The organism is Frankia sp. Mgl5, from assembly GCF_023242985.1.
Taxonomy (GTDB): Bacteria; Actinomycetota; Actinomycetes; order Frankiales; family Frankiaceae; genus Parafrankia; species Parafrankia soli.
In genome coordinates this window covers 31,963-56,116 of the sequence record NZ_JALKFY010000614.1, presented here as the reverse complement: position 1 = coordinate 56,116, position 24,154 = coordinate 31,963, and the positions used below count along the sequence as shown (strand labels likewise).

At 73.1% G+C, this 24,154-nt stretch carries 17 protein-coding genes and 1 pseudogene; 7 read left to right on the top strand and 11 right to left on the bottom strand.

Annotated elements, in window-relative coordinates; translation table 11 throughout:
- Positions 1-4: 4 nt before the first annotated feature.
- The 3 genes from miaA to miaB are packed head-to-tail and all read right to left on the bottom strand — an operon-like array spanning position 5 to position 3,224.
- Positions 5-961: a tRNA (adenosine(37)-N6)-dimethylallyltransferase MiaA gene (miaA, locus tag MXD62_RS14520; protein ID WP_248829789.1), complete on the bottom strand. Its 957-nt coding sequence runs from the start codon at positions 959-961 to the stop codon at positions 5-7.
- On the bottom strand, positions 958-1,743 hold the full coding sequence (locus MXD62_RS14515) for a hypothetical protein (RefSeq protein WP_248829788.1): 786 nt from the start codon (positions 1,741-1,743) through the stop codon (positions 958-960). Before MXD62_RS14515 ends, miaA begins: the two co-directional genes overlap by 4 nt.
- Complete coding sequence (gene miaB, locus MXD62_RS14510) at positions 1,740-3,224, bottom strand: tRNA (N6-isopentenyl adenosine(37)-C2)-methylthiotransferase MiaB (RefSeq protein ID WP_308301261.1); 1,485 nt, start codon at positions 3,222-3,224, stop codon at positions 1,740-1,742. The genes MXD62_RS14515 and miaB overlap by 4 nt, the downstream gene beginning before the upstream one ends.
- A 510-nt stretch (positions 3,225-3,734) precedes the next feature.
- Between miaB and MXD62_RS14505 the strand changes: the two genes are divergently transcribed.
- The 4 genes from MXD62_RS14505 to MXD62_RS14490 all read left to right on the top strand — a co-directional run bounded on the left by MXD62_RS14505 (position 3,735) and on the right by MXD62_RS14490 (position 7,443).
- Positions 3,735-4,469, top strand: a complete 735-nt coding sequence (locus MXD62_RS14505) for an amino acid ABC transporter ATP-binding protein (RefSeq protein ID WP_285224077.1) — start codon at positions 3,735-3,737, stop codon at positions 4,467-4,469.
- A 263-nt stretch (positions 4,470-4,732) separates the two neighbouring features.
- The gene (locus tag MXD62_RS14500; RefSeq protein ID WP_248829787.1) at positions 4,733-5,713 is read left to right on the top strand and encodes a glutamate ABC transporter substrate-binding protein; all 981 of its coding nucleotides are present in this window, start codon (positions 4,733-4,735) and stop codon (positions 5,711-5,713) included.
- Between the two features lie 153 nt (positions 5,714-5,866).
- The gene (locus MXD62_RS14495; protein WP_248829786.1) at positions 5,867-6,574 is read left to right on the top strand and encodes an amino acid ABC transporter permease; all 708 of its coding nucleotides are present in this window, start codon (positions 5,867-5,869) and stop codon (positions 6,572-6,574) included.
- The gene (locus MXD62_RS14490) at positions 6,571-7,443 is read left to right on the top strand and encodes an amino acid ABC transporter permease (protein ID WP_248829785.1); all 873 of its coding nucleotides are present in this window, start codon (positions 6,571-6,573) and stop codon (positions 7,441-7,443) included. Before MXD62_RS14495 ends, MXD62_RS14490 begins: the two co-directional genes overlap by 4 nt.
- Before the next feature lie 25 nt (positions 7,444-7,468).
- On the opposite strand, the gene rny is transcribed toward MXD62_RS14490, so the two are convergent.
- The 4 genes from rny to MXD62_RS14470 all read right to left on the bottom strand — a co-directional run bounded on the left by rny (position 7,469) and on the right by MXD62_RS14470 (position 12,715).
- Positions 7,469-9,241 (bottom strand): ribonuclease Y, encoded by a 1,773-nt coding sequence (gene rny, locus MXD62_RS14485; protein ID WP_248829784.1) that lies wholly within the window; start codon positions 9,239-9,241, stop codon positions 7,469-7,471.
- Between the two features lie 1,221 nt (positions 9,242-10,462).
- A complete protein-coding gene (gene recX / locus MXD62_RS14480; RefSeq protein ID WP_248829783.1) occupies positions 10,463-11,023 on the bottom strand; it encodes a recombination regulator RecX in 561 nt (186 codons plus the stop codon).
- Between the two features lie 104 nt (positions 11,024-11,127).
- Entirely contained in the window at positions 11,128-12,171 is a 1,044-nt protein-coding gene (gene recA / locus MXD62_RS14475) for a recombinase RecA (protein ID WP_020458848.1), read from the bottom strand.
- Between the two features lie 349 nt (positions 12,172-12,520).
- Positions 12,521-12,715, bottom strand: a complete 195-nt coding sequence (locus MXD62_RS14470; protein ID WP_041253735.1) for a DUF3046 domain-containing protein — start codon at positions 12,713-12,715, stop codon at positions 12,521-12,523.
- Positions 12,716-12,935: 220 nt separating this feature from the next.
- Here MXD62_RS14470 and MXD62_RS14465 point away from each other — a divergent pair, with 220 nt between their 5' ends.
- The 3 genes and pseudogenes from MXD62_RS14465 to MXD62_RS14455 form a co-directional block, all read left to right on the top strand.
- The gene (locus MXD62_RS14465) at positions 12,936-17,795 is read left to right on the top strand and encodes an ATP-dependent helicase (RefSeq protein WP_248829782.1); all 4,860 of its coding nucleotides are present in this window, start codon (positions 12,936-12,938) and stop codon (positions 17,793-17,795) included.
- Entirely contained in the window at positions 17,792-19,180 is a 1,389-nt protein-coding gene (locus MXD62_RS14460) for an MFS transporter (RefSeq protein WP_248829781.1), read from the top strand. The genes MXD62_RS14465 and MXD62_RS14460 overlap by 4 nt, the downstream gene beginning before the upstream one ends.
- A gap of 114 nt (positions 19,181-19,294) precedes the next feature.
- Positions 19,295-20,023, top strand: a pseudogene (locus MXD62_RS14455) (DNA-formamidopyrimidine glycosylase family protein); the annotation flags it as partial.
- Positions 20,024-20,354: 331 nt separating this feature from the next.
- On the opposite strand, the gene MXD62_RS14450 reads toward MXD62_RS14455, so the two are convergent.
- From MXD62_RS14450 to MXD62_RS14435, 4 genes are all read right to left on the bottom strand, one after another.
- Positions 20,355-20,927 carry an RNA polymerase sigma factor gene (locus MXD62_RS14450; RefSeq protein ID WP_020458841.1) on the bottom strand — a complete coding sequence of 191 codons (573 nt, stop codon included), beginning with the start codon at positions 20,925-20,927 and terminating at the stop codon, positions 20,355-20,357.
- Positions 20,928-21,337: 410 nt separating this feature from the next.
- Positions 21,338-22,069 carry a hypothetical protein gene (locus tag MXD62_RS14445; RefSeq protein ID WP_248829779.1) on the bottom strand — a complete coding sequence of 244 codons (732 nt, stop codon included), beginning with the start codon at positions 22,067-22,069 and terminating at the stop codon, positions 21,338-21,340.
- A 344-nt stretch (positions 22,070-22,413) separates the two neighbouring features.
- A complete protein-coding gene (locus tag MXD62_RS14440) occupies positions 22,414-23,337 on the bottom strand; it encodes a PspA/IM30 family protein (protein ID WP_248829778.1) in 924 nt (307 codons plus the stop codon).
- A 242-nt stretch (positions 23,338-23,579) separates the two neighbouring features.
- Entirely contained in the window at positions 23,580-24,047 is a 468-nt protein-coding gene (locus MXD62_RS14435; protein WP_020458838.1) for a Dps family protein, read from the bottom strand.
- Positions 24,048-24,154: the final 107 nt, after the last annotated feature.

Sequence of the window (24,154 nt, the reverse complement as noted above, 5' to 3'; positions counted from 1 at the left end):
AATATCAGAGCGAACCCACCAGACGTCGTACCTCGGCGAGCGCCGCGGCGACATCCGGAAATTCCAGCCAGGATATCCGCGGATCACGCCGGAACCAGGATCTTTGCCGACGAGCGAAGCGCCTGGTGGCCGTTGTTGTGGCCTGTTTGGCCGCGTCCATGGAGTCCATTGCTCCGTCGAGGACGGCCAGGACCTGCGCGTATCCGAGGGCACGCGAGGCGGTCCGCCCGTCGCGCAGCCCCGCCTCCGCGAGCGCCGCGACCTCGTCGACGAAGCCCGCGCGCCACATCAGCTCCACCCGGTCGGCGATCCGCGTGTCCAGGTCCGGGCGGTCCACGCCGACCTGAACGACATCATAAATCGATCGATATTCGGGCAAAGTGGCCTCGAATGTGCCGGTGAGCTCGACGACCTCGAGCGCCCGCACGATCCGCCGCCCGTTGCCGGGCAGGATCGCCGCGGCGGCGGTCGGCGCCAGCCCCGTCAGCCGCTCGTGCAGCGGCCCCGGCCCGACCTCGGCGAGCTCGCGCTCGAGCCGGGCGCGGACGGCCGGGTCGGTGCCGGGAAATGACAAATCGTCCAGAACCGCCCGCACGTACAGGCCAGATCCGCCGACCAGGATCGGCACCCGGCCGGCGGCGAGCAGGCCGTCGACGACCCGCCGGGCGTCGGCCTGGTAGCTGGCGACGTCCGCGGCGCGGGTGATCTCCCAGATGTCCAGCAGATGGTGGGGCACGCCGCGTCGCTCGACCATCGGGATCTTCGCCGTGCCGATGTCCATGCCCCGGTAGAGCTGCATCGAGTCGGCGTTGACGATCTCCCCACCGAGCTCGAGGGCGATCTCGACCGCCAGGTCGCTCTTACCGGCACCGGTCGGGCCGACGACCGCGATGACCGGCCCGGCCTGATCGGCTCGGGTGGCACCGTTGGTCAGGCCGGCGCCGTCACGGGACGCGGTCACCGGCCGCTCTGCGCGGTGGCCCGCTTCTCCTGCCGGTCGGCCCGGGTGCCGTCCGCGCGCTCCCATCCGACGACCAGGTAGCCGACCCCGAACGGGGCGTCGTCGTAGCGGACCAGGCTCGTCCAGGAGCGGGCCGGATCGCCCGGCGTCGCGCGGCGCAGCGCGCCGGCGAGGACCTGCCAGGACGCCCGGCCCGGCGCGAGCAGGTCGGCCGCGAGCGCGGGATCGAGGGCGAGCAGCGCCGTGACGTCCAGCGTGGCGAGCGCGGCGGAGACCGAGGCGTCGTACGCGGCGGCCCGCGGGTCCAGGCTGCCGGGGGCCTTCACCGTCCGTCGGGCGCTCCCGTCGCCCATGATCAGCAGGGCGAGCCGGGACCCGTCCGCCTCCGCGGTGGCCACGAGGTCGGCGCCGATCGCGGCGGCCGCCGCCGGCCCGGTCGCCGCCGGCACCCCGCGGGCCGAGCACCGCCCGGCCCAGCCCGCCTCACGCAGCAGCCAGGCTCCGATGGTGAGCGACAGCGGGAGCACGGCCGGACCCGTGCCCGACGCGCCGAGCGAGAAGCTCAGGTCGACCCCGAACCCGGCCAGCGAGCCGACGGCCGACCCGGCGTAGTGGGCGTCCGCGGCATCGTCGCCGACGACCACGATGTGGTCCGGGGCGAGGGCGCACAGCCGGGCGACGGCCGCGCTGGCATGGTCGCGGACCTCGATCGGGTCCACCCCGGCGACCTGCGGGACCAGCAGCGGCGGATGCGGGCAGACAGCCGCGGCGACCAGGGTCACCGCGCGGCGGGGGCGCTCGGGCGCAGCTGCGGCATCCCCAGAGAGACCGCGGGGCGGTCCGGGCTCGGGGTGTCGCCGGCGATGGCGCGGCCGGCGGCCCAGGCATCACCGGCGCGGGTCCGGCGGTGGGTGAGCAGCGGGCCGTCCGCCGTCAGGTGGTGCGGCGCGCCCCTGGTCACCACGGTCTCCACGACGTCGCCCGGCCGGACGAGCCCCTCCTGCGCATGCGGCCCGGTCACCAGCAGGTGGACGAGGCGGCCGTCGCGGGCGCGTCCGGAGAGGCGGCCGGTGGCGGAGTCCTTGCGCCCCTCCCCCTCTGCCACGACGATCTCGACCCGGCGCCCGACCTGCGCCCGGTTCTCCGCCCACGACATCTCGTCCTGCAGGCTCGCGAGCCGCCCGTAGCGCTCGGAGACCACCGCGGGATCGACCGCGCCGTCCATCTCGGCCGCGGGCGTGCCGGGACGCGGGGAGTACTTGAAGGTGAACGCCCCGGCGAAACGCGCGGTACGGACGACGTCCAGGGTGTCGGCGAAGTCGGCCTCGGTCTCACCCGGGAACCCGACGATGATGTCGGTGGTGATCGCGGCGTCCGGCATGGCCGCGCGGACCCGCTCGACGATGCCGAGGAAACGCTCCCGGCGGTAGCTGCGCCGCATCCGGCGCAGCACCGCGTCCGACCCCGACTGCAGCGGCATGTGCAGCTGTGGGCACACGTTCGGCGTCTGCGCCATCGCCTCGATGACGTCGTCGGTGAAATCGCGCGGATGCGGTGAGGTGAAACGGACCCGCTCCAGCCCCTCGACCCGCCCGCACGCGCGCAGCAGCTTCGCGAACGCGCCCGGGTCGCCCAGTGAGCGCCCGTAGGAGTTCACGTTCTGGCCGAGCAGCGTTATCTCCAGCGCGCCCTCGGCGACCAGCGCCTCCACCTCGGCGAGCACGTCGCCGGGACGCCGGTCGCGCTCACCGCCGCGCAGGCTCGGCACGATACAGAAGGTGCAGGTGTTGTCGCAGCCCACACTGATGCTGACCCACGCCGAGTGATGGCTGGCCCGGCGGGCCGGCAGGCTGCTCGGGAAGACCTCGAGCGCCTCGGCGATCTCCACCTGGGCGGCGGAGTTGTGGCGGGCCCGCTCGAGCAGCACCGGCAGCCGATGGATGTTGTGGGTGCCGAACACGACGTCGACCCAGGGCGCGCGATCCAGGATCACCGACCGGTCCTTCTGCGCGAGGCAGCCACCCACCGCGATCTGCATCGCCGGGTTGCTCTTCTTCGCCGGGTACAGATGACCGAGGTTTCCGTACAACCGGTTGTCGGCGTTCTCACGGACAGCGCAGGTGTTGAACACGACGACGTCGGCGTCGGACCCCTCCGGGGCCGGAACGTAGCCGGCGGACTCGAGAAGGCCGGCGAGCCGTTCGGAGTCGTGCACGTTCATCTGACAGCCGAACGTCCGGACCTGGTAGCTACGGCCGCTCACCCACCCAGCCTACGGCCCGCACCCGGACACCGTTCGACACGCCGGGATCGACTCCTTCGAACCCTGTCCTTGGCGTTAAGCGCAGGGACCGGCGCGGCACGTGCGCTCGCGGCAGGCAGGGCAGGCAGGGCCCGGGGCACGAGTCGAGCCGGCGGGCCGACAGGGCCAGGCGGGCCGACCGGGCCGGCGCCCGACTGGACCGATGAGGTCGACCGGCACCCGCCGTGCCCGCACACGCCCGTGTGCTTCACCCCGGAACGTGCCGGACGTGTCGGGACCGCCACCGGATGCGCCGCGCCCGTGGTACATCCTGTTCCTGACAGGTAAAACCACCGAGCGGACACCGCCATTGCGGATGATCGGGGCGTAGCATTCGAAAATGTTCACGACCATGATGCGATGGCCGGAACCCGTTCAGGCCCGTCCGTCCCGCAGTTCCGGTCGATCGCGTGTCTCCGTTGGCGCCGCGCCCATCCGCCTCCCGCCGACCACAAGAGCTGGGAGGGCGACATGCCGCTGGTGACCTTGGAAGGCGTCAGCAAGTCCTTCGGGAAAAACCGTGTCCTGAATGACATCAACCTGACGGTCGAGGCCGGCGAGGTCGTGTGCGTCATCGGCCCCTCCGGTTCGGGAAAGTCGACGCTGTGCCGGTGCGTCAACCGCCTGGAGACCATCGACGAGGGCCGCATCACCTTCGACGGCCGGCCGCTGCCCGCCGAGGGCCGGGAGCTGGCCCGCATGCGCGCCCAGGTCGGCATGGTGTTCCAGTCGTTCAACCTGTTCGCGCACCGCACGATCCTGGACAACATCACGCTCGGCCCGCGCAGGGTGAACGGCGTCAGGCGCGCCGAGGCCGAGGAGAAAGCCCGGGCGCTGCTGGAACGTGTCGGCATCGCGGACAAGGCCGACCGGCTCCCGCGCCAGCTCTCCGGCGGCCAGCAGCAGCGGGCGGCCATCGCCCGGGCGCTGGCGATGGAGCCGAAGCTGATGCTCTTCGACGAGCCGACGTCGGCGCTCGACCCGGAGATGATCCAGGAGGTCCTGGACGTCATGCGGTCGCTGGCGGCGTCCGGCATGACGATGATCGTGGTGACGCACGAGATGGGCTTCGCCCGCTCGGCGGCCGACCGCGTGGTGTTCATGGCCGACGGCCGGCTGCTCGAGGTGGCCCCGCCGAAGACCTTTTTCGCCGCCCCGGCAAGTGAACGCGCCGCCGACTTCCTGGCGAAGGTCCTCACTCATTGATCCAGCGGAAACGAGCCCGCCGCCGAGACCTGTCGTGACCCGGAGCCGACCCAGCTGGTTCGCGATCGGATTACGCCGGGCCGACCAGCTGCACCGGGCGCCGACCGGCTACACCGGGATGATCGGTGGCCCTGTCGCGGAGCCGACCCTCATCGACCGCATCCACTGGAATTGTGGGACCGAACACCCCTACGGCGGTGCGGTCAGCAGCCGCAGAAAGCGCTATCTGAATCCCGACGTCGAACTTCTGGAAAGGATCGCCCATGCGCATGTCGCTCACCCGTAGCAAACGGCGAACGGCCCCCACGGACGCCATCGACACAACCGACTCCACCACCCGCGCGGCCTCGGGCTCCCGCCCGCGGCGGCCGCTGCGCAGCGCGGCCCTGCTGCTCGCCGCGGCACTGGCCGGCTCGCTCGCGCTGTCCGCCTGCGGCGACGACGACAGCTCCGACGAGCCGGCCGCCGCCACCGCCACCACGTTCCCGGCGGGGAGCACGATGGCCAAGCTCCAGTCGGCGGCCACGATCACCGTCGGCACGAAGTTCGACCAGCCGCTGTTCGGCCTGAAGAACCTGCGCGGCGAGCCCGAGGGCTTCGACGTCGAGATCGCCAGGATCATCACCGACGCGCTGGGGATCCCCGCGGACAAGGTCAAGTTCGTCGAGACGGTCTCGGCCAACCGTGAGCCGTTCATCGAGCAGCACCGCGTGGACCTGGTGGTGGCCACCTACACCATCAACGACAAACGCAAGCAGGTCGTCGACTTCGCCGGCCCGTACTACGTGGCCGGTCAGACGCTGATGGTGCGGGCCGGCGAGACCGCCATCACCGGGAAGGACACGCTCGCGGGCAAGAAGGTCTGCTCGGTGAGCGGCTCCACCCCGGCCGAGCGCATCCGCACGGAGGCTCCGGACGCCGAGCTGACCCTGTTCGACGTCTACAGCAAGTGCGCCGAGGCACTCAAGGCCGGCCAGGTGGACGCGGTCACGACCGACAACGCGATTCTGCTCGGCCTGATGGACCGCAGCCCGGGCACGTTCAAGCTGGTCGGTGAGCCGTTCAGCAAGGAGCCCTACGGCATCGGCATCGCCAAGGGCGACGACCAGTTCCGCGCGTTCATCAACGACACGCTGGAGGCGGCGTACACCGACGGCCGGTACGAGACGGCCTACAAGGACACGATCGGCAAGGTCGAGCCGGACATGCCCACTCCTCCCGCGGTGGACCGCTACACCTCCTGATCCTCCGCACCTCCTGCACCCCCTGCACGTCCGCACCTCCTGACCCTCGGCGCCCGGCGCGCCCCGGGCCCGCACCGGGCCCCGGGGCCGCCGGGCGCTGACGCCGGGTGTCCCGGCCGCCCACCGCGACCGCGGGGTACCGCGACCGCACGGATGGCCGGGCGCCCGGAGCAACGTTCCGAACACCGAGCTGACTACGGGTGGTCTCACATCGACGCCGTCCTCGACAACCTCGACATCTTCCGCGAGGGATTCGTCCAGACGCTTCGGCTGAGCCTGTTCGCGGCCGTGTCCGCGCTGATCCTCGGCACCGGCCTCGCGGCCATGCGGGTCAGCCCGGTTCCGCCGCTACGCTGGGCGGGGACGGCCTACGTGGAGACCGTTCGTAACACGCCGCTGACCATCGTGTTCTTCTTCGTGGTCTTCGTACTCCCGCAGGTCGACATCGTCTTCAGCTACTTCACGTTCGCCGTCGTGGCGTTGACGATCTACCACACCGCGCTCGTCTGCGAGGCCGTGCGATCCGGGGTGAACGGCGTCGACGCGGGCCAGGCGGAGGCCGCGCGGGCGCTGGGCCTGACCTTCTCGCAGACGCTGCGGCTCGTCGTGTTGCCGCAGGCGTTCCGCAACGTGATCCAGCCGCTGGGCAGCGTCGGCAGCGCGCTGATCCGCAACACCTCCATCGCCGCCGCGTTCGGCGTCCAGGAGCTGACCGGGATCAGTCAGCGGCTGACCACCGCGAACCCCGGCGACGTCATCGCCGTCCTGCTCGCCGGCATCGTCTGCTACCTGGTGCTGACGCTGTCCCTGGCCTGGGCGGTCGGCCTCACCGAACGACGGCTGACGAGGACCCCGCGATGAGCATCGTGCTGTCGGATCCCCCCGGCCCGCGTGGCCGGCGTCGCATCCTGATCGCGAGCATGGTCGCGGTGGCCGCGCTGGCGGCGCTCGTCGTCCTCGCCGTGCTGCGCCTGTCGGACAAGGGCCAGCTCGACGGCGAGGTGTGGAGCGTCTTCTTCGACGAACCCGACCTGCGGACGCTGCTGTGGGAGGGTCTGCTCGACACGCTGCGCGCCGCCGCGACCGGCATGGTGCTCGCCGTCGCCGTGGGCACCACGCTCGCGTTCGCCCGCCAGTCGAACCGCCGGCTGGTCAGCGTCCCGGCCACGGCGGTCGTGGAGATGCTGCGCGGCCTGCCGCTGCTGATGCTGATCTTCTTCGCCTACCTTGGCCTGCCGCAGCTCGGCATCAACCTCTCGGCGTTCTGGGCGCTCGTGATCGGCCTGACCGCCTACAACGGGGCGGTGCTCAGCGAGATCTTCCGCGCGGGCATCCAGTCCATCGACAAAGGCCAGACGGAGGCCGCGGCGGCGCTCGGGCTGCGCGGCACCCAGATCTTCACCCTGATCCAGTTCCCGCAGGCTGTGCGCCGGATGAGCCCGACACTGGTCAGCCAGCTCGTCACCCTGCTGAAGGACACCTCGCTGGGCTTCGTCATCGGGTACACCGAGCTGCTGCGGCAGGGCCGGTCGGCGGTCGAGTTCCTGGGCGGCCGCTACGCCCTGCCCGTGTACACCGTCCTGGCCGTCATGTACATCATCGTGAATTTCTCGCTGTCGCTGACCGCGCGCTGGCTGGAGCGGCGCCAGGCCCGCCGCCTCGGCAGCTCCGCGCCCATCCTGCTGGACGCCGCCGACACCGCCGGCCCCGTCTCGGCCGGCCGGAGCTGACCCGGGGCTGCCTGGCTGACGGCGGCTAGCGGGCCATGCCGACGGCGCGGGTCTCGCGGACCACGGTGACCCGGATCTGGCCCGGGTAGGTGAGCTCGTCCTCGATCTGCTTGGCGACGTCCCGGGCGAGCAGGTGGGCGGCCACGTCGTCGACCAGCTCGGGTACGACCATCACCCGCACCTCGCGGCCGGCCTGCATGGCGAAGACCTTCTCGACCCCGGGGCGTTCGGCGGCGATCTGCTCGATGCGCTCGAGGCGCTTGACGTAGGACTCGAGGCTGTCCCGGCGCGCCCCGGGGCGCCCGCCGGAGATCTGGTCCGCGGCCTGGGTCAGCACGGCCCCGATGGAACGCGGCTCGACCTCGTTGTGATGCGCCTCGATGGCGTGGACGACGTCCTCGTGCTCGCCGTAGCGGCGGGCGATCTCCGCACCCACGATCGCGTGGGAGCCCTCCACCTCGTGCGTCAACGCCTTGCCGAGGTCGTGCAGGAGCGTGCCGCGCTTCGCGATCGCCGGGGGCAGCCGCAGCTCGGCCGCCATGATCCCGGCCAGGTGGGCGCTCTCGACGAGGTGCGCGAGCACGTTCTGCCCGTAGCTGGTGCGGTAGCGCAGCCGGCCCAGCAGGTTGATCAGCTCGGGATGCATCTCAGCGATGCCGACGTCGATCAGGGCGTCCTCACCGGCGCGGACGCACTTCGCCGCGACCTCGCGTTCGGCCCGGGCGTACTCCTCCTCGATCCGGTGCGGGTGGATGCGGCCGTCGGACACCAGCGCCGCCAGCGTGATCCGCCCCATCTCCCGGCGCACGGGATCGAAGCAGCTCAGCAGCACCGCCTCCGGGGTGTCGTCGATGAGCACGTTGACGCCGGTCACGGACTCGAACGCGCGGATGTTGCGACCCTCGCGCCCGATGATGCGGCCCTTCATCTCGTCACTGGGCAGGTGCAGCACCGACACCACGGACTCGGCGGTCTGGTCCGAGGCGACCCGCTGGATGGCCAGGGTGACGATCCGGCGCGCCCGGTCCTCGGCCTCCTCCTCGGCTCGGGCCTCGATGTCCCGCACCCGGACGGCGGCGTCCAGCCTGGCCTGGTCCTCGACCACCTTGACCAGCTCGGTGCGGGCCTCCGCGGACGTCAGGCCCGCCACCCGCTCCAGCTCCCGCCGCCGGGCCTCCTCCAGCTCGCCGAGATCGGACTCACGGCTGTCCAGCCCGGCCTCGCGGACGGCCAGCTCGGCCTCGCGGGTCTCCAGCCGGCGCAGCCGCTCCTCCACGCTGGCAGCCTGGTCGGTGACCCGCTGCTCGCGCTGGGTGAGCCGGCTGTCCCAGCCGCGCAGCTCGGTCCGCTGGGTGCGCAGATCCTCGTCGAGCTCGGCGCGGATCTGCTCGCGCTCCGCGTGGATCGCGTCGCGGGCGGCCGCCTCCGCCCTCGACGCCCGCAGCTCCGCGTCCGCGACCGCCCGTTCCCGGATCGCCTCGGCGGCCTCCTCGGCGTGCCGGCGGATCTGCTCGGCCTCCCGCCGTACCCGCTCCGTCTGCTCCGCGGCGTCCTGCTCGGCCCGGCGCCGGATCCGCTCGGCCTCCTCCTCAACGTCACGCGCCTCCCGGCGAAGGTCCGCGACCATGGACGAGATCCGCGCGAACTCGACCCTGGCGGCCCCGACCGCGGCGGTGCCGGCCGACCCGGGATCAGCACCGGCGCTCGCAGGCTCCCGCCTCGCGCCGTCGCCCCCGGCATCCGCAGACCCGGCTCCGCCGATCCCGGCAGCGGAAGCGCTTGTCTCGGGCTCGGGCATGTCGGCCGCAGTGGCCGCGGGGCCGTCGGTGCCCGAGGCCGTGCCCTTCGGAGCCGGCGAGACCGAGCCCAGGTCCGCGGATCGGCCGGACTCCGTCGGCGCGGACGGCAGGGTCGGTACCTTCGGCGCGGTCGCGGTGCCGGCCGGCGTTGGGTCGGCATCGGCCTGTTCGCCGGACCCGGCCTGGCCCGAACCCGCGGATGCGGCCCTCCCCGACTCAGGAGTCCTGGGACCGCCGTGCTCGGACCCAGTCTGTTCGGAACCGGCCTGTTTTGAACCGAGCTGTGCTGAGCCGGACTGCTCCGGACCGTCTTGCTCCGGACCAGCCGGTTCGGAACTGGTCGTCTCGGACTCAGCTCCTCCAGCACCAGCCAGCCCGGTTCCAGCCGACTCAGCGCCAGCCCGCCCGGCTTCACCCGGCCCGGAACCGACCGGCTCAGAACCGGTCACGGTGGAGCGCTCCGGCCCGGACACGCCCGGCCCGGATGCGCCCGGCCCGGATGCGCCCGAGGCCGGGCTGATCGATCCGGGACCCGCGGGACCTGCCGTGGCCGGAGCCTCGACGGCTGGATCCGGAATGCCCTCCGACGCGAGCACGACGGGATCCGTGTCTCTGTGCGATACCGGGGAATCCGGCGGGCTCGGCGAGGCCGGCCTCGCGTCTCCCCCAGGGCGGCCGACCGGCGACGAGTCGCCGTCATGGGGAGACCGAACCTCGGTGACGGTGTCGGCACGCGCCCTCACGCCCAGCCCACCGGCCCGTACCAGGCGCAGCAGAACCAGCGTCAGCCCGATGACCGCAAGGAGAAGCAGCACGAGAAGCGTGATGAGGGCGGCACCCACGGTTGCTCCTCCCGCCTCCGTCTGCACCTGCCAGGACAGGCGTGAGCGGCGCGGGACCGGACCAGGCACTGGACAAGCACATGCATCGACGGATCCCTGAAAAACAGGCCGCGAGCAGCACGCACGGGCAGAAAGCCGTGGCAGTGGTGGCACGCGACGCCCGAGTTCCGCAGGAACGCTCGCCCTGATGTGAAGTTGTGCCAGCTATCTGGACCGCATACGCGCGGTAGTCCTCGCACCTTTGTGAAAGGGTAGATCTGCCGCTTTCATGCGGTCAAGAAAAACATCGGCGAGCCCCGGGCCCCGAGCCCCGCCGACCAGAGCCGCCGTCCTTTCGGCGGCGCCCCTGCCCTGGGCCCGGATCCGGCGCGTCTGGTGCTAGTCCAGGCTGTGTGCGTCGCCGTCCTCGTCCGGCACCGCAGCCGTGACCACCCGGCGCGCGAGATCAAGATCGTAACCCTTTCGCGTGAGCAACGCGACGAGGCGGCGGATCCGCACCGGAGCGGGCAGGCCGTCCATCGCGCGCAGGCGGCGGGTGACCAGGGCGCGAGCGGTCTCCTCCTCGTCCTCGGCGCCCACTGCCGCCAAGGCGGTCTCCGAGGCCTCAGGCGCCACGCCCCGGCGCCGCAGCTCGGTCGCCAGTGCCCGGCGGCCCAGGCCCCGACCCGCCCGAGCCGAGGAGACGAACGCGGTCGCGAACGCCTCGTCGTCGATCAGGCCGACCTCCACCAGACGGTCGAGGACCTGCTCTGCCACATCGTCCGCGACGCCGCGCCGCCGCAGCACGGTGGCGAGCTCGGCCCGGCTGCGCGACCGCGCCGCGAGCTGGCGCAGGCAGATCTCCCGCGCGGCAGCGACGGCATCACCCGCGGCGCCCGCGGCGCCCGCGGCGCCCGCGGCTCGGGCCGCCCGCGCCTGCCGGGCCGCCGATGTGTCCATGCCGCCCGGCCCGTCGGACTCCTCACCGGCCGCGGGCCAGCCCGTCGTGGTCCCCCATGGCTCAGCCGCCGGGAACGGCTCCTGCCGGGACGCCGCTCGCCCGGTCAGAGGTCCACCGGAACCGGGGCGGGAGCGTCAGCATCAGCGTCCAGCGTCGGGGAGAGGCCGAGCTTCTCCTTGATCCGCTTTTCGATCTCGTTGGCCAGATCCGGGTTGTCGCGGAGGAATGACCGCGCATTTTCCTTGCCCTGGCCGAGCTGGTCACCGTCATAGGTGTACCAGGCACCGGACTTGCGGATGATGCCGTGCTCGACGCCCATATCGATCAGGGAGCCCTCGCGGCTGATACCGCCGCCGTAGACGATGTCGAACTCGGCTGTCCGGAACGGCGGGGCCATCTTGTTCTTGACCACCTTGACCCTGGTCCGGTTACCGACCGCCTCGGTACCGTCCTTCAGCGTCTCGATGCGGCGTACGTCGAGCCGGACGGAGGCGTAGAACTTCAACGCCTTTCCGCCGGTGGTGGTCTCCGGAGAGCCGAACATGACGCCGACCTTCTCGCGGAGCTGGTTGATGAAGATGGCGGTGGTGCCGGAGTTCGCGAGCGCCCCGGTGATCTTCCGCAGTGCCTGCGACATCAGGCGGGCCTGCAGACCCACGTGGCTGTCGCCCATCTCCCCCTCGATCTCGGCCCGCGGTACCAGCGCCGCGACCGAGTCGATGACGATGACGTCCAGCGCGCCGGAACGGATCAGCATGTCGGCGATCTCCAGTGCCTGCTCCCCCGTGTCGGGCTGGGAGACGAGCAGCGCGTCGGTGTCGACACCGAGCTTCCCCGCATACTCCGGATCAAGTGCGTGCTCGGCGTCGATGAAGGCCGCGATACCTCCGGCTGCCTGCGCGTTCGCCACCGCGTGCAACGCGACCGTGGTTTTTCCGGACGACTCCGGCCCATAGATCTCGACAACGCGCCCGCGAGGGAGGCCCCCGATACCGAGCGCGACATCCAGGGCGATGGATCCCGTCGGGATGGCCTGGATCGGCGGGCGGGTGTCGTCACCCAGCCGCATGACCGAGCCCTTGCCGAACTGCTTGTCGATCTGCGCAAGAGCGTTCTCCAACGCCTTGTCGCGGTCGGGTCCTGCCATTGGAGTTACTCCTGGCTGAGGTCGTCGAGTCTTGGCCACGATCCGACGCTAGGGGGTGGGTCCGACAGTTTCGATAGCCGGGTGGCCTCTGTGGACAACTGAGCGCATGTGGACAACACTAGCCGAACATCCGTTCGAAGCCACAGCGACACACCGGTGCCCACCCGAACGGGTGGTTCCGGCACGCCGCGCGCATACCCCTGACACCACGGGTGGCCGCTCGGCGCCGCGCCGCGCCGTCCGGCGCCGAACGTCGCCGCCCGAACGAGCCGGTCGACGAACGAGCCGGTCGACGCCGACCTGCCGCCGACCTGCCGCCGCCGACCTGGCGGCGGCGCGGGCCGCCGTGTCAGCGATCGCGGGCCGGCACGTTGAACTCGTCGCAGACGGCGCGCCACACCTGCTTGAGATCGTCGCCCCGGCCCAGCGCCCGCTCGACGGTCGTCCCGCCCAGCCCGGAGATCACATGGTCGCGTGCCAGTGAGTCCGCGTACGCCGCGCCGAACTGCTTGTTCATGTTCGCCCAGAACTCGGTCAGTCGCACGGGACCAGTGTGCACGGGCCTCCCGCCCGGCCTCCCGGCGCGGGACGCACCGGTGCCGGTCACGGCCACCAGGCGCCGGGCGCCCCACGACGCGCCGCCACCGTGATGCCGGGCGCAGGCACCGTCACGCCGGGCGCGGGCACGCGACGTCCCACGGGAACCGCGGAGCGGGCAAGTTCTGTCGGTGGGCCGAGTTGTGTCGGTGGTAGGACGCAGACTGGTGCACGTGACCGCATCGGACCCACTCGCCGCCTTCTCGGCCCCGACCAGGGAATGGTTCGCGTCCTCCTTCGCGGCGCCGACTCCGGCCCAGGCCGGCGCGTGGGCAGCCGTCGCCGATGGGGAAAGCGCCCTGGTCGTCGCTCCGACCGGGTCGGGCAAGACACTCGCCGCCTTCCTCTGGTCGCTGGACTCGTTGGCCCGCTCGGCGCCGCCGGCCGATCCGACCCGCCGCTGCCGGGTGCTCTACGTCAGCCCGCTCAAGGCCCTGGCGGTCGACGTGGAGCGCAACCTGCGCGCGCCGCTCACCGGCATCCGGGCCGCCGCCACCCGGCTCGGCCTGCCCGTGCCGGACGTGTCCGTGGGTGTCCGTTCCGGTGACACCCCGGCGGCCGAGCGCCGGGCGTTCGGCCGCACCCCGCCGGACATCCTGATCACCACGCCGGAGTCGCTGTTCCTGATCCTCACCAGCGCCGCGCGGGAGGCGCTGCGCGGCGTGGAGACGGTGATCGTGGACGAGGTGCACGCCGTGGCGGGCACCAAGCGCGGCGCCCACCTCGCGCTCAGCCTCGAGCGCCTCGACGACCTGTTGGACGTCCCCGCCCAGCGGGTCGGCCTGTCCGCGACGGTGCGCCCGGTCGACGAGGTGGCCCGGTTCCTCGGCGGGCCGCGGCCGGTCACCGTGGTGCGCCCGCCGGCGGCGAAGACCCTCCATATAGACGTCGTGGTCCCGGTCGAGGACATGGCGAACCTCGGCGAGGTGGCCGGCGCGGTCCCGGAGGGCTCCGCCGCCGGGGCGGCGCCGCGGGCGTCGATCTGGCCGGCGGTCGAGGAGAAGGTGCTCGACCTGATCCTCGGCCACTCCTCGACGATCGTGTTCGCGAACTCCCGGCGGCTGGCTGAGCGGCTGTGCGCGCGGCTGAACGAGTTGTACGCCGACCGTCTCGCCGCGGCGGACGCGGCAGGAGACCCCGACGGCCAGGAGACCGGCGGCGGGGAGTCCGGCGGGTGGGAGAGCGGCGAGCGCGCCGGCCCCGTGGGCTCCCGCGCCCCCGCGGAGATCATGGGGGCCGCTGGTTCGGCCGTGTCGCCGGCCGGGGTCGAGGTGGCGCGGGCGCACCACGGCAGCGTCAGCCGTGAGCAGCGCATGCTGATCGAGGAGGACCTCAAGGCCGGGCGGCTGCCCGCGGTGGTCGCCACGTCCAGCCTCGAGCTGGGTATCGACATGGGCGCGGTCGATCTGGTCGTGCAGATCGAGTCGCCGCCCAGCGTGGCGGCCGGCATGCAGCGGATCGGCCGGGCCGGCCACCAGGTCGGCGCGGCCAGCCGGGGGGTGGTGCTGCCCAAGCACCGCTCCGACCTGCTGGAGTGCGCGGTCGTGGCCGAGCGGATGAGCGACGGGCGCATCGAGGCCGTGCGCTACCCGCGCAACCCGCTCGACGTGCTGGCCCAGCAGATCGTCGCGATGGTGGCGGTCGAGGACCGCGAGGTGGACGAGCTGGGCGCGCTGGTCCGCCGCGCGGCGCCGTTCGCCACCCTGCCCGCCTCCGCCTACGAGGCCGTGCTGGACATGCTGGCCGGGCGCTATCCGTCCGACGACTTCGCCGAGCTGCGCCCGCGCATCACCTGGGACCGGGCGACCGGGGGCCTCGCGGGCCGGCCGGGCGCCCAGCGGCTCGCCGTGACCAGCGGCGGGACGATCCCCGACCGCGGCATGTTCGGGGTCTTCCTCGTCGGTGAGAAGGCCAGCCTCGTCGGCGAGCTCGACGAGGAGATGGTCTACGAGTCCCGGGTCGGCGACGTCGTCCTGCTCGGCTCGTCGAGCTGGCGGATCGAGGAGATCACCCCGGACCGGGTGCTGGTGACCCCGGCGCCGGGCCGGCCCGGTCGGCTGCCGTTCTGGCACGGTGACGCGCCGGGCCGGCCCGCCGAGCTCGGCCGCGCGCTCGGCTCGTTCCTGCGGGAACTGTCCGCGGCAAGCCCGCGGGACGCCGCCGACCGGGTGCGGGCCGCCGGGCTGGACACCTGGGCGACCGCGAACCTGCTGACCTACCTGGACGAACAGCGCGCCGCCGCCGGGCATCTCTCCGACGACCGCCGCATCGTCGTGGAACGGTTCCGCGACGAGCTGGGCGACTGGCGCCTGGCCGTCCACTCGCCGTTCGGCGCTCCGGTGAACGCCCCCTGGGCGCTGGCGATCGGCGCCCGGCTGCGCGAGCGCTACGGCGCGGAGGTCCAGATCATGCACACCGACGACGGCATCGTCGCCCGCGTGCCCGACGCCGCCGAGCCCCCCGAGGCCGAGCTGGTCGTCTTCGAGCCCGAGGAGACCGAGGCGCTCGTCCGTGCCGAGGTGGGCGGCAGCGCCCTGTTCGCGAGTCGGTTCCGTGAGTGCGCGAGCCGCTCGCTGCTGCTGCCCCGCCGTACTCCCGGGCGGCGCACACCGCTGTGGCAGCAGCGCCAGCGCAGCGCGCACCTGCTGTCGGTCGCCTCGACCTTCGGCGACTTCCCGGTCGTGCTCGAGACGATGCGCGAATGCCTGCAGGACGTCTACGACGTCCCGGCCCTGGTGGGCCTGATGCGCGACATCGGCGCCCGCTCGCTGCGGGTGGTCGAGGTCGAGACGCCGTCCCCGTCACCGTTCGCCTCGTCGCTGCTGTTCGGCTATGTCGCCGCGTTCATGTACGACGGCGACGCGCCGCTGGCCGAACGGCGCGCCCAGGTCCTCTCCCTGGACAGTTCACTCCTCGCCGAGCTGCTCGGTGAGGCCGAGCTGCGCGAGCTCATCGATCCCGGGGCGCTGGAGCGGATCACCGCCGAGCTCCAGCGGCTGGTGCCCGACCGGCACGCCCACGACGTCGAGTCCACCGCCGACCTGCTGCGCGCCCTCGGTGACCTGACGGACGAGGAGGCCGGGGCGCGGGGGGTGGCGCCGTCCTGGCTGGCGGCGCTGGCGGACGCCGGGCGGGTGATCCGGGTGCGGATCGGCGGCGAGGAGCGCTGGGCGCCGGTCGAGGACGCCGGCCGCCTGCGCGACGCGCTCGGTGTTCCGCTGCCGATGGGAGTGCCGGCGGCGTTCACCGAACCGGTCCGCGATCCGCTCGGCGACCTGGTCTCCCGCTACGCCCGCACCCACGGCCCGTTCGAGCCGGCCGCCGTCGCCGCCCGTTTCGGGCTCGGAGTGGCGGTGGTCGTCGGGGCCCTCGAGCGGCTCACCGCGGCCGGGCGGCTGGTACGCGGCGAACTCCACCCCGACCGCGCGGGCGAGCAGTGGTGCGACGCGGGGGTGCTGCGCGCGCTGCGCCGCCGCAGCCTGGCGGCGCTACGCAAGGAGGTGGAGGCCGTCCCCACCCGGGCGATGGGCGCGTTCCTGCCCGCCTGGCAGTCGGTGACGACAGGGCGCGGGCACGGTGTGGACGCAGTGCTGCGCGCCGTGGAACAGCTCCAGGGCGCCCCGGTGCCGGCGAGCGCGCTGGAGCAACTCGTCCTGCCCGCCCGGGTCAGCGACTACTCATCGGCGATGCTGGACGAGCTGTGCGCGACCGGCGAGGTGCTGTGGGCCGGGGCCGGCGGCCTGCCCGGCAACGACGGTTGGGTCACCCTCGTGCTGGCCGACTCCGCCGGGGAGCTGCTGCCCCCACCCGACCTGGACGCCGCCGGCGGCGACCTGCACCGCGCGATCCTCGACGCCCTCGCCGGCGACCAGGCGCTGTTCTTCCGGACCCTCTCCGACCGGGTCGGCGCGCTCGACGACACGGCCCTGGCGGACGCGCTGTGGGATCTGGTATGGGCCGGTCTGGTCACCAACGACACCCTTGCCGCCCTGCGCGTCCAGCTCGGCGCCGGGCGTCCGGCGCATCCCGCGCATCCGGTGCCGCCGCGCCGGCGCTCGGCGCGCGGCCGGCCGGCGCGGTTCGGCCGGCCGGCCATGCCGCGCCGGGCCGGCCCGCCCACCGTCGGCGGCCGGTGGTCGCTGCTGCCGGAGCGGGAACCCGACCCGACCCGACGGGCGCACGCGCTGGCCGAGTCCCTCCTGGACCGGCACGGCATCGTCACCCGCGGCGCGGTCACCGCCGAGCGCACGCCAGGCGGATTCGCGGCGGTGTACCGGGTGCTGTCGGCGTTCGAGGACGCCGGGCGGTGCCGCCGCGGCTACTTCGTCGAGTCGCTGGGGGCCGCGCAGTTCGCCGTCCCCGGCGCGGTCGACCGGCTCCGCGCGATCGCCGGGGCGCAGCGCGACGCCGCCGACCAGCCTGCCTGGTCCGCCCCCGACCTGGTCGCCTCTGGTCTCGGCGTCTCTGGCTTCAGCGCCTCCGATCTCGGCGCCCAGAGCCTGGGCACCCCGGGTCTGGGGTCGGGCCATGCCGCGGCGGCGCGACTGGGCGGGGCCGCGGCGGCGGAGCGGTTCCCGGCCGCCGGGTCCGGGGGTCCGCCAGGCTACGGCGCCCGCCGCGGGGGCACCGGCGCCGCAGCGGCGGTCGTGCTCGCGGCCAGTGACCCGGCGAATCCCTACGGTGCCGCGCTGCCGTGGCCCAAGCGCCCGGCGGCCGACGGCGAGGGCTCGGGCTCGGGCTCGGGCCACCGTCCGGGGCGCAAGGCCGGCGCGCTGGTCGTCCTGGTCGACGGCGAGCTCGTCCTCTATGTCGAACGAGGCGGCCGCACCCTGCTGTCGTGGTCGGACGCACCGGGCCTGCTCGGCCCGGCGGTGGGCGCCCTGGCCGGGGCGGTCCGCGCCGGGTCTCTCGGCCGGTTGGCCGTGGAGAAGGCCGACGGCGCCGCGGTGGTCGGCAGCGGGCTCGGAGCGGCCCTGGAGCGGGCGGGGTTCCACCCGACCCCCCGCGGCCTGCGGCTACGAGGGTGACCACGGCGCGGGAGGAGCCCGGCCGCGTACCCACCCCGTGGGACCCGAGCCTGCGCGGCCTGACGATCGGCCTCGTCAGCACCGTCACACTGATCGCCTTCGAGGCGATGGCGGTCGTCACCGTGCTGCCGGAGGTCGCCGCCGACCTGTCCGGACTGTCCCTGTACGGCTGGACGACCAGCGGGTTCTTCCTCGGTCTGCTTGTCGGGGTGGTGATCGCCGGGGCGGAGACGGACCGCGTCGGCGCGGTGCGCCCGTTCACCGTCGGGCTGTCGCTGTTCGCCGCCGGCTTAGCCGTGGCCGCCCTCGCGCCGACCATGGAGATCCTGGTGGCCGGCCGCATCCTGCAGGGCCTCGGCGGCGGCGCGGTACCCGCCGTGCTGTACGCGACGATCGGGCGTGCCTACCCGGAGTCGCAGCGGCCCAGGATGTTCGCGGTGACGTCCACCGCCTGGGTGGTGCCCGGGCTGGTCGGGCCGGTGACCTCCGCGCTCGTCGCCGAGCACGCCGGCTGGCGGTGGGTCTTCGGCGGGCTGCTCCCGCTGGTGCTGGTGGCCGGGGCGATCACGGTCCGCGCGCTGGGCGGGCTGGGGCCGCCGCCGACCGCGCCCACCGGCGGGGCGGCGGGGCGTTTCGTCGCCGCGATCAGGGTGAGCGTCGGTACCGGCCTCATCCTGGCCGGGCTGACGAGCCGGTCGCCGCTGGGGATCGCGCCGGTTCTCGCCGGGGGGCTGCTCGCCTACCGGCCGCTGCGCGTCCTGCTCCCGGAGGGAACGCTGCGCGCACGTCCCGGCATCGCGGCGGCGGTGGCCGCCCGCGGGCTGCTGACCTTCGCCTTCTTCGGCGCCGACACCTTCGTCCCGCTGGCCGTCACGGCGGCGCGCGGGCAGTCCACGACGGTCGCCGGCACCGCGGTCACCGTCGCGACCGTGACCTGGACAACAGGCTCCTGGACGCAGGCGCGGCTGGCCGGACGCTACCCGGGGCGGGATCTGATCCGCTCCGGCCTGCTCCTGGTGGCGGCCGGCACGGCGGGCTTCGCCCTGGTGCTGGTGAACGGCGTCCCGCTGGCGGTGCCGATCGCCTGCTGGGGGCTCGCCGGGCTCGGGATGGGCCTGGCGTATTCGCCGGTGGTGAGCCTGGTCCTCGCCGAGACGCCGCCGGAGCGGCACGGCACGGCGTCCAGCTCGGTGACCCTCTCGGACAACCTCGGAACGGCGTTCGGGACAGGTCTTGGCGGAGTGGCCGTCGCGGCCAGCGAAGCCTCCACGGGGGCACCCTCAGCCGGGCTGGGTGTGGTCTTCGCCCTGACCGCGGTCGTCGCCGTGCTGGGCGCCACCGTCGTCCGCCGGGCCCCCTCCAGAACGTTCCCCGCTGTGTCCTGACGATCTGTGCCCTGACGATCCGCGTCCGGACTGGCCGTGCTCTGACTGCACCCGTGCACGGACGGACCGCGTCCTGGCAGGTCCGCAGGGCCAGGTCGTGGGCACCATGGGGATGTGCCCGAAGGTGACACGGTCTGGCTGGCGGCGCGGCGGATGGATACCGCGCTCGCCGGCCGGGTGCTGCTGCGCTCGGACTTCCGGGTGCCGTCGCTGGCGACCGCCGACCTGAGCGGACGGCGGGTCATCACCGTCCGTCCACGCGGCAAGCACCTCCTGACCCGGGTCGAGGGCGGCCTCACCCTGCACACCCACTTCCGAATGGAGGGATCGTGGCACCTCTACCGGCCCGGCTCACGCTGGTCCGGGGGGCCGGCCTGGCAGGTCCGGGTGGTGCTGGTCACCGCGGAGCAGGTGGCCGTCGGCTACCGGCTGCCGGTCGTCGAGATCCTGCCGACCGCGCAGGAGGACCGGGTCGTCGGGCACCTGGGCCCGGACGTCCTCGGCGACGACTGGGACCTCGACCGCGCCGTCGCCAACCTGCGCGCCGAGCCGACCCGGGAGATCGGCTCAGCGCTGCTCGACCAACGGCTGCTGGCCGGTCTGGGCAACATCTGGCGGACGGAGACGTGCTTCCTCGCAGGAGTGAGCCCGTGGACCCCGGTCGACGAGGTGAACGATCTCGAAGGACTGGTCCGCCGCGCCCAGGCGATGATCAGGGCCGGGGCACGGGGCGGGCACCAGGTGACGACCGGGTCCGCCCGCCCGGGCGAACAGCATTGGGTGTACGGGCGCGCAGGCAGGCCCTGTCGGCGCTGCGGCACGCTCGTCCGCCGTCAGGAGCAGCGGACGGCCACCCAGAGTTCGCCCGGGCGCGGATCGCCGGCACGCGCCGCCGGGCCCCGTGATCAGGGGTCCCACGGCCGTGCCCGGCGTGACCACGACCGGCGCGTGGGCGGCCGGCGTGACGGTGGCCGGCTCGCACGCGACGTCGGCGGGTCCGTCGACATCGAGGTTCAGAACGGTGCAGTTCCGGACGGTGCAGTTCCGGATGGTGCGGTCCAGGACGGTGCGGTCCAGGACGGTCGGGTCACCGCGTGGTGCCCGACCTGCCAGCCCGGCCCCGTCCCGGGGGCCGCGGCCGGCCGGTGGGACGTCGGCCCCCGCCGCCGGGACGTCACACCCGGCTGGCCGCCAGCAGGCGGGCACGACCCCGGGTGAACGCGCCTTCGGCGGCCTTCACGCTGATGGACAGGTCGTCGGCGGCCTGCCGCGTGGTCCGGCCGGCGGCGCGGGCCATCATGATCTGCCGCTCGCGGCCGCGCAGGCGACGGGTCTGGTCGAGCAACCAGAGCGCCTCCGCGCGGTCGCAGGTCGAGTCCTCGGGGCCGGGGTCACTGGGCGCCGCGACGCTGCGGGCCATCGCACGGTCCGCACGCATCCGCGCACGGTGATGATCAACGCACAGCCGGAGCACGGTTGTGGTCAGGAACTGACCGACTCGGTGGCTGTCGAGGTTACGGAACCCCGCCGCGCGCACGAGTGCCTCCTGCGCGCAGTCCTCCGCGTCGGCGGTGCTGGGCAGCCGCCTGCGCGCAATGTGCACCAGTCGTTCGCGGTGCGGCAGGACGAGCGACCACCGGTCACCGCTGAACGGTTGGTCGACGGCAGCGAGAGGTGCCGCCTGAGGTGCCTGCCGGGCCGGCTGCGAGGTCGGGGACTCGTTCTCTTCCCCAATAATTAGCGTCATGGCACTTCCACCTGCCTGGCTGCGTCATGCCATCCGGACGTCCGGGACCGCCGGTCTGGCTATCGCACGGCGGCGATGAAAACGTGGACGACGCTCCCCTCGTCACCCGACGCCACAATCGCCGATCGGACATGTGGGACATTAAGGCAATCGCAGCGTGCGCGCCATAACCCCCGTCACATATTCAAACCCATCTCCCACCCCAAGGTGCTAACCCGGGTGTACACCGGGTCGGATGGGAAGGTAAATCTGCATAGTCACTGTGCACTTAAGCGGATGACCTTTATCTGACCCGGTCGGCGGAAAGTCGCTGTGGGGCAGGCACAACGGCCGGTCGGCACCCGGCCGAATGGCATGCCGACCCCGCCCGGACGTTAACCCGATGTGACACCTAAGAAGATCGTGCCGGTTCAGGTCGGGCGGCCTCGCCCGGTGGTTCCCATCAGTTCGGATAGCCCATCGGCGTAGGCGCGCAGCCGCTCGACGTCCTCGGTGAGCCGGTGCAGCTCGGCCGCGGGCGCCGCGACGGTCCCGACGATCTCGGTCGCGGCGGCCAGCAGGCCGTCCAGCGCGTCGGCGGCGCGGTTCATGCCGTCGAGCAGCTGGGCCGAGGTGGCCAGGATGTTCGCGCGCCGCGCAGGATCCGCCACCGCCCGCGCCGCGGACTCGCAGGCCAGGACCTGCCCGGCACTCACCCGCAGGCCGTCCACCAGCCGAACGGCGCCCGCCACCGCCGTGCGCACCGGGGCCGCGGGCGGGCGGTCCTCCACCGACCGGGCGAGCGCGACGAGCGCGGCCAGCCCCGCCTCCCCCCGGCGCAGCGGACGTGCGGCCGCCGAGCGGCGCAGCGCCACCGCCCCCGGCGCGGGGACGGCCGGCATGGGAAGCGCGTCGTCCCTGTCGCGGAATGCCCGCAGCTCCCGATAGGACAGGCCTGCCCGGACGAGCGCCGCTCCCCCGAAGACGAACCATCCCCACGCGTGGTCGATGAAGGCCGCCGCGGGTGACGCGGCGGCGGCGGCCGTCCAGGCCTGCGTGGAAAAGGTGGCGCGTCGCCGCGCGCGCCGGGCGGCGCGCCCGAAACGGCGCTCCGACCTTTCCAGCGACCGGCGTTCGACGTCAGCCCTGATCCAGTCGGGCAACGCCGGTGTGACCGCCGCGGCGAGTTCCGTGGCGCGGATTCGATAACCCTCGAGCGCGGCCCTGTCGACCGAATCAGCGAAGTGAAAAGAATTTCTTCCTTTACGCTGCCAATGCGACTGGTTCCCGCGCACGCTTTGACCGGAATCACCGCTCGTAACCGGAGTCCCGGGAAATGCGGATGGTTCCGGGCCGGCCTGCCGGCCCGTCGGCACGGCAGAGCCCGTCGGCACGGCAGAGCCCGTCGGCACACCGCCTGAGGGGTCCACGGCGGTGGGGTCGGCGCCCGCGTCGGTCATCGACAGCCTCCCGCAGTCACCACGGCCCAACGGTCATCACCACCGGCTCAGGCCGGCGGAGCCTCCTGGGTACCGGACACGGGCGGTGTGCCGCCGCCCCGCGACGGCGCGGAGTCGCCCGCTGCCTTACCCAACGACAGACGCTCATCGCCGGTGCCACCCGGCACCCGGCCGGCGGAGATGCCCGGTGTGGGCGGCATGGGCGGCATCGCGGGCCGGCCCGTCTGCCCGGGCGCGCCGGCCCCGTGGCCGGCGGCCATGCTTCCCCGCAGCTCGGCGAGGCGCCCGGCGGCCTGCGCGTCCATGGTCGCGCGCCGCACCTCGAGCATCCTGGCCTCCATGCCCTGCGAGGCGAGCTCCTGGCGGCCGAGCGCCACGGCGTAGCGCTTCTCGACCTTGTCCCGCACCTCCGCCAGCGTCGGCGTGTCACCGGCCGGGGGCAGCGATGACATCCCCTCCATCGCCTTGCTCATCTGCTCGTGCATGGCGGCGTGCTCGATCTGGGTGAGCAGACGGGTCCGCTCGGCGAGCTGGCGGTGCATGCGGGCGGTGTTGTCCTCGACCGCCACGCGGGCCTGCGCGGCCGACGCCGCGGCCTGCTCGTGGAGGACCTTCAGATCCTCCAGCGCCGCCTCGGAGGCGATCAGCTTGCTGGCGAACGCCTGCGCGGTCTGCTCGTACTGGACCGCCGTGGCCAGATCGCCCGCGGCGCGGGCATTGTCCGCGAGCATCAGGGCGGAGCGGGCCGACTCGGTGAGGTTGGTGACCTCCTCGACCTGGCGGCCCATCTTCATCTCGATCTCGCGCTGGTTCCCCACGACGAGCGCGGCCTGCGAGACGAGCTTCTCGTGCTGTTGGCGTGCCGCCTCGATGGCCTGGTCGATCTGGACCCGCGGATCCGCGCGGTTCTCCAGTTCGATCTCAGCCCGCTTCGACAGGTAGCGGAGGTACTTGCGGACGACATTCGCCATACCTCGATCGTCCCACGGCGAGACCGATCTGGTGAGCCGCCAACGGCCTCGTTCCGCGCCCGGGCCGCACCGAGAGCTGTCCGATTCCCGACGCCGCACCCGATTCGCCCAGACTCCAGCCGGATGACCCGATCGCCGCCGCCGGAACCACCCAGGACGGCCCGCCGCCCCGGCCCGCGCGGCGGCACACCGAGGCGACAGTCCGGAGCATGGCCGGGCCGGGTCGAGGCGGGCCGGGGTATCTAGACCATCGCCTGGAACATCCAGTGCTGTTCCTCGAGGTCGCGGACCACATCGATGAACAGGTCCTGGGTCACCGGATCCGGCTGGGCGGTGAGGTCCATCCGGGTGCGCATCCTGGTGATCATCCCGGCGAGGACGTCCGTGATCAGCCGGATCGCCTTCTCGTCACCGATGTAGCCGGGCTCGACGCCGTGCAGGTGACTGCTGCGGGCCACGGTGCTGGCCTGGCCGTCGGGGTTCACCCCGATCGCCGCGGCGCGTTCGGCACACATGTCGGTGTAGCGCCGGGCCAGGTCGACCACGGCGTCGAGCTGGCGGTGCACCGTGCGGAAGTTGCGGCCGATCACGTTCCAGTGGAGCTGCTTGCCCAGCAGCGACAGATCGACCAGGTCGACGACGGCACCCTGGAGAGCCTCGCCGGTGACCGTGCGCGCCTCGTCTGACAGCGGACTGCGGATGGCGCTCATGATGATCCTCTCTCTGGAGCTCGGGCACGTCCGCGAAAGGCGTGCCCGCAGAGAAGATCCGTACGCCGGCCAGGCTCAGCCTGCGTGGCAGAACCGACCGAACTCAG

Coding starts and splice junctions, on each gene's coding strand:
- MXD62_RS14500 (WP_248829787.1), top strand. CDS start 4,733: ATGCGCATGTCGCTCACCCGTAGCAAACGGCGAACGGCCCCCACGGAC.
- rny (WP_248829784.1), bottom strand. CDS start 9,241: ATGCCCGAGCCCGAGACAAGCGCTTCCGCTGCCGGGATCGGCGGAGCC.
- recA (WP_020458848.1), bottom strand. CDS start 12,171: ATGGCAGGACCCGACCGCGACAAGGCGTTGGAGAACGCTCTTGCGCAG.
- MXD62_RS14505 (WP_285224077.1), top strand. CDS start 3,735: ATGCCGCTGGTGACCTTGGAAGGCGTCAGCAAGTCCTTCGGGAAAAAC.
- MXD62_RS14440 (WP_248829778.1), bottom strand. CDS start 23,337: ATGGCGAATGTCGTCCGCAAGTACCTCCGCTACCTGTCGAAGCGGGCT.
- MXD62_RS14435 (WP_020458838.1), bottom strand. CDS start 24,047: ATGAGCGCCATCCGCAGTCCGCTGTCAGACGAGGCGCGCACGGTCACC.
- recX (WP_248829783.1), bottom strand. CDS start 11,023: ATGGACACATCGGCGGCCCGGCAGGCGCGGGCGGCCCGAGCCGCGGGC.
- MXD62_RS14450 (WP_020458841.1), bottom strand. CDS start 20,927: ATGACGCTAATTATTGGGGAAGAGAACGAGTCCCCGACCTCGCAGCCG.
- MXD62_RS14490 (WP_248829785.1), top strand. CDS start 6,571: ATGAGCATCGTGCTGTCGGATCCCCCCGGCCCGCGTGGCCGGCGTCGC.
- MXD62_RS14495 (WP_248829786.1), top strand. CDS start 5,867: ATGGCCGGGCGCCCGGAGCAACGTTCCGAACACCGAGCTGACTACGGG.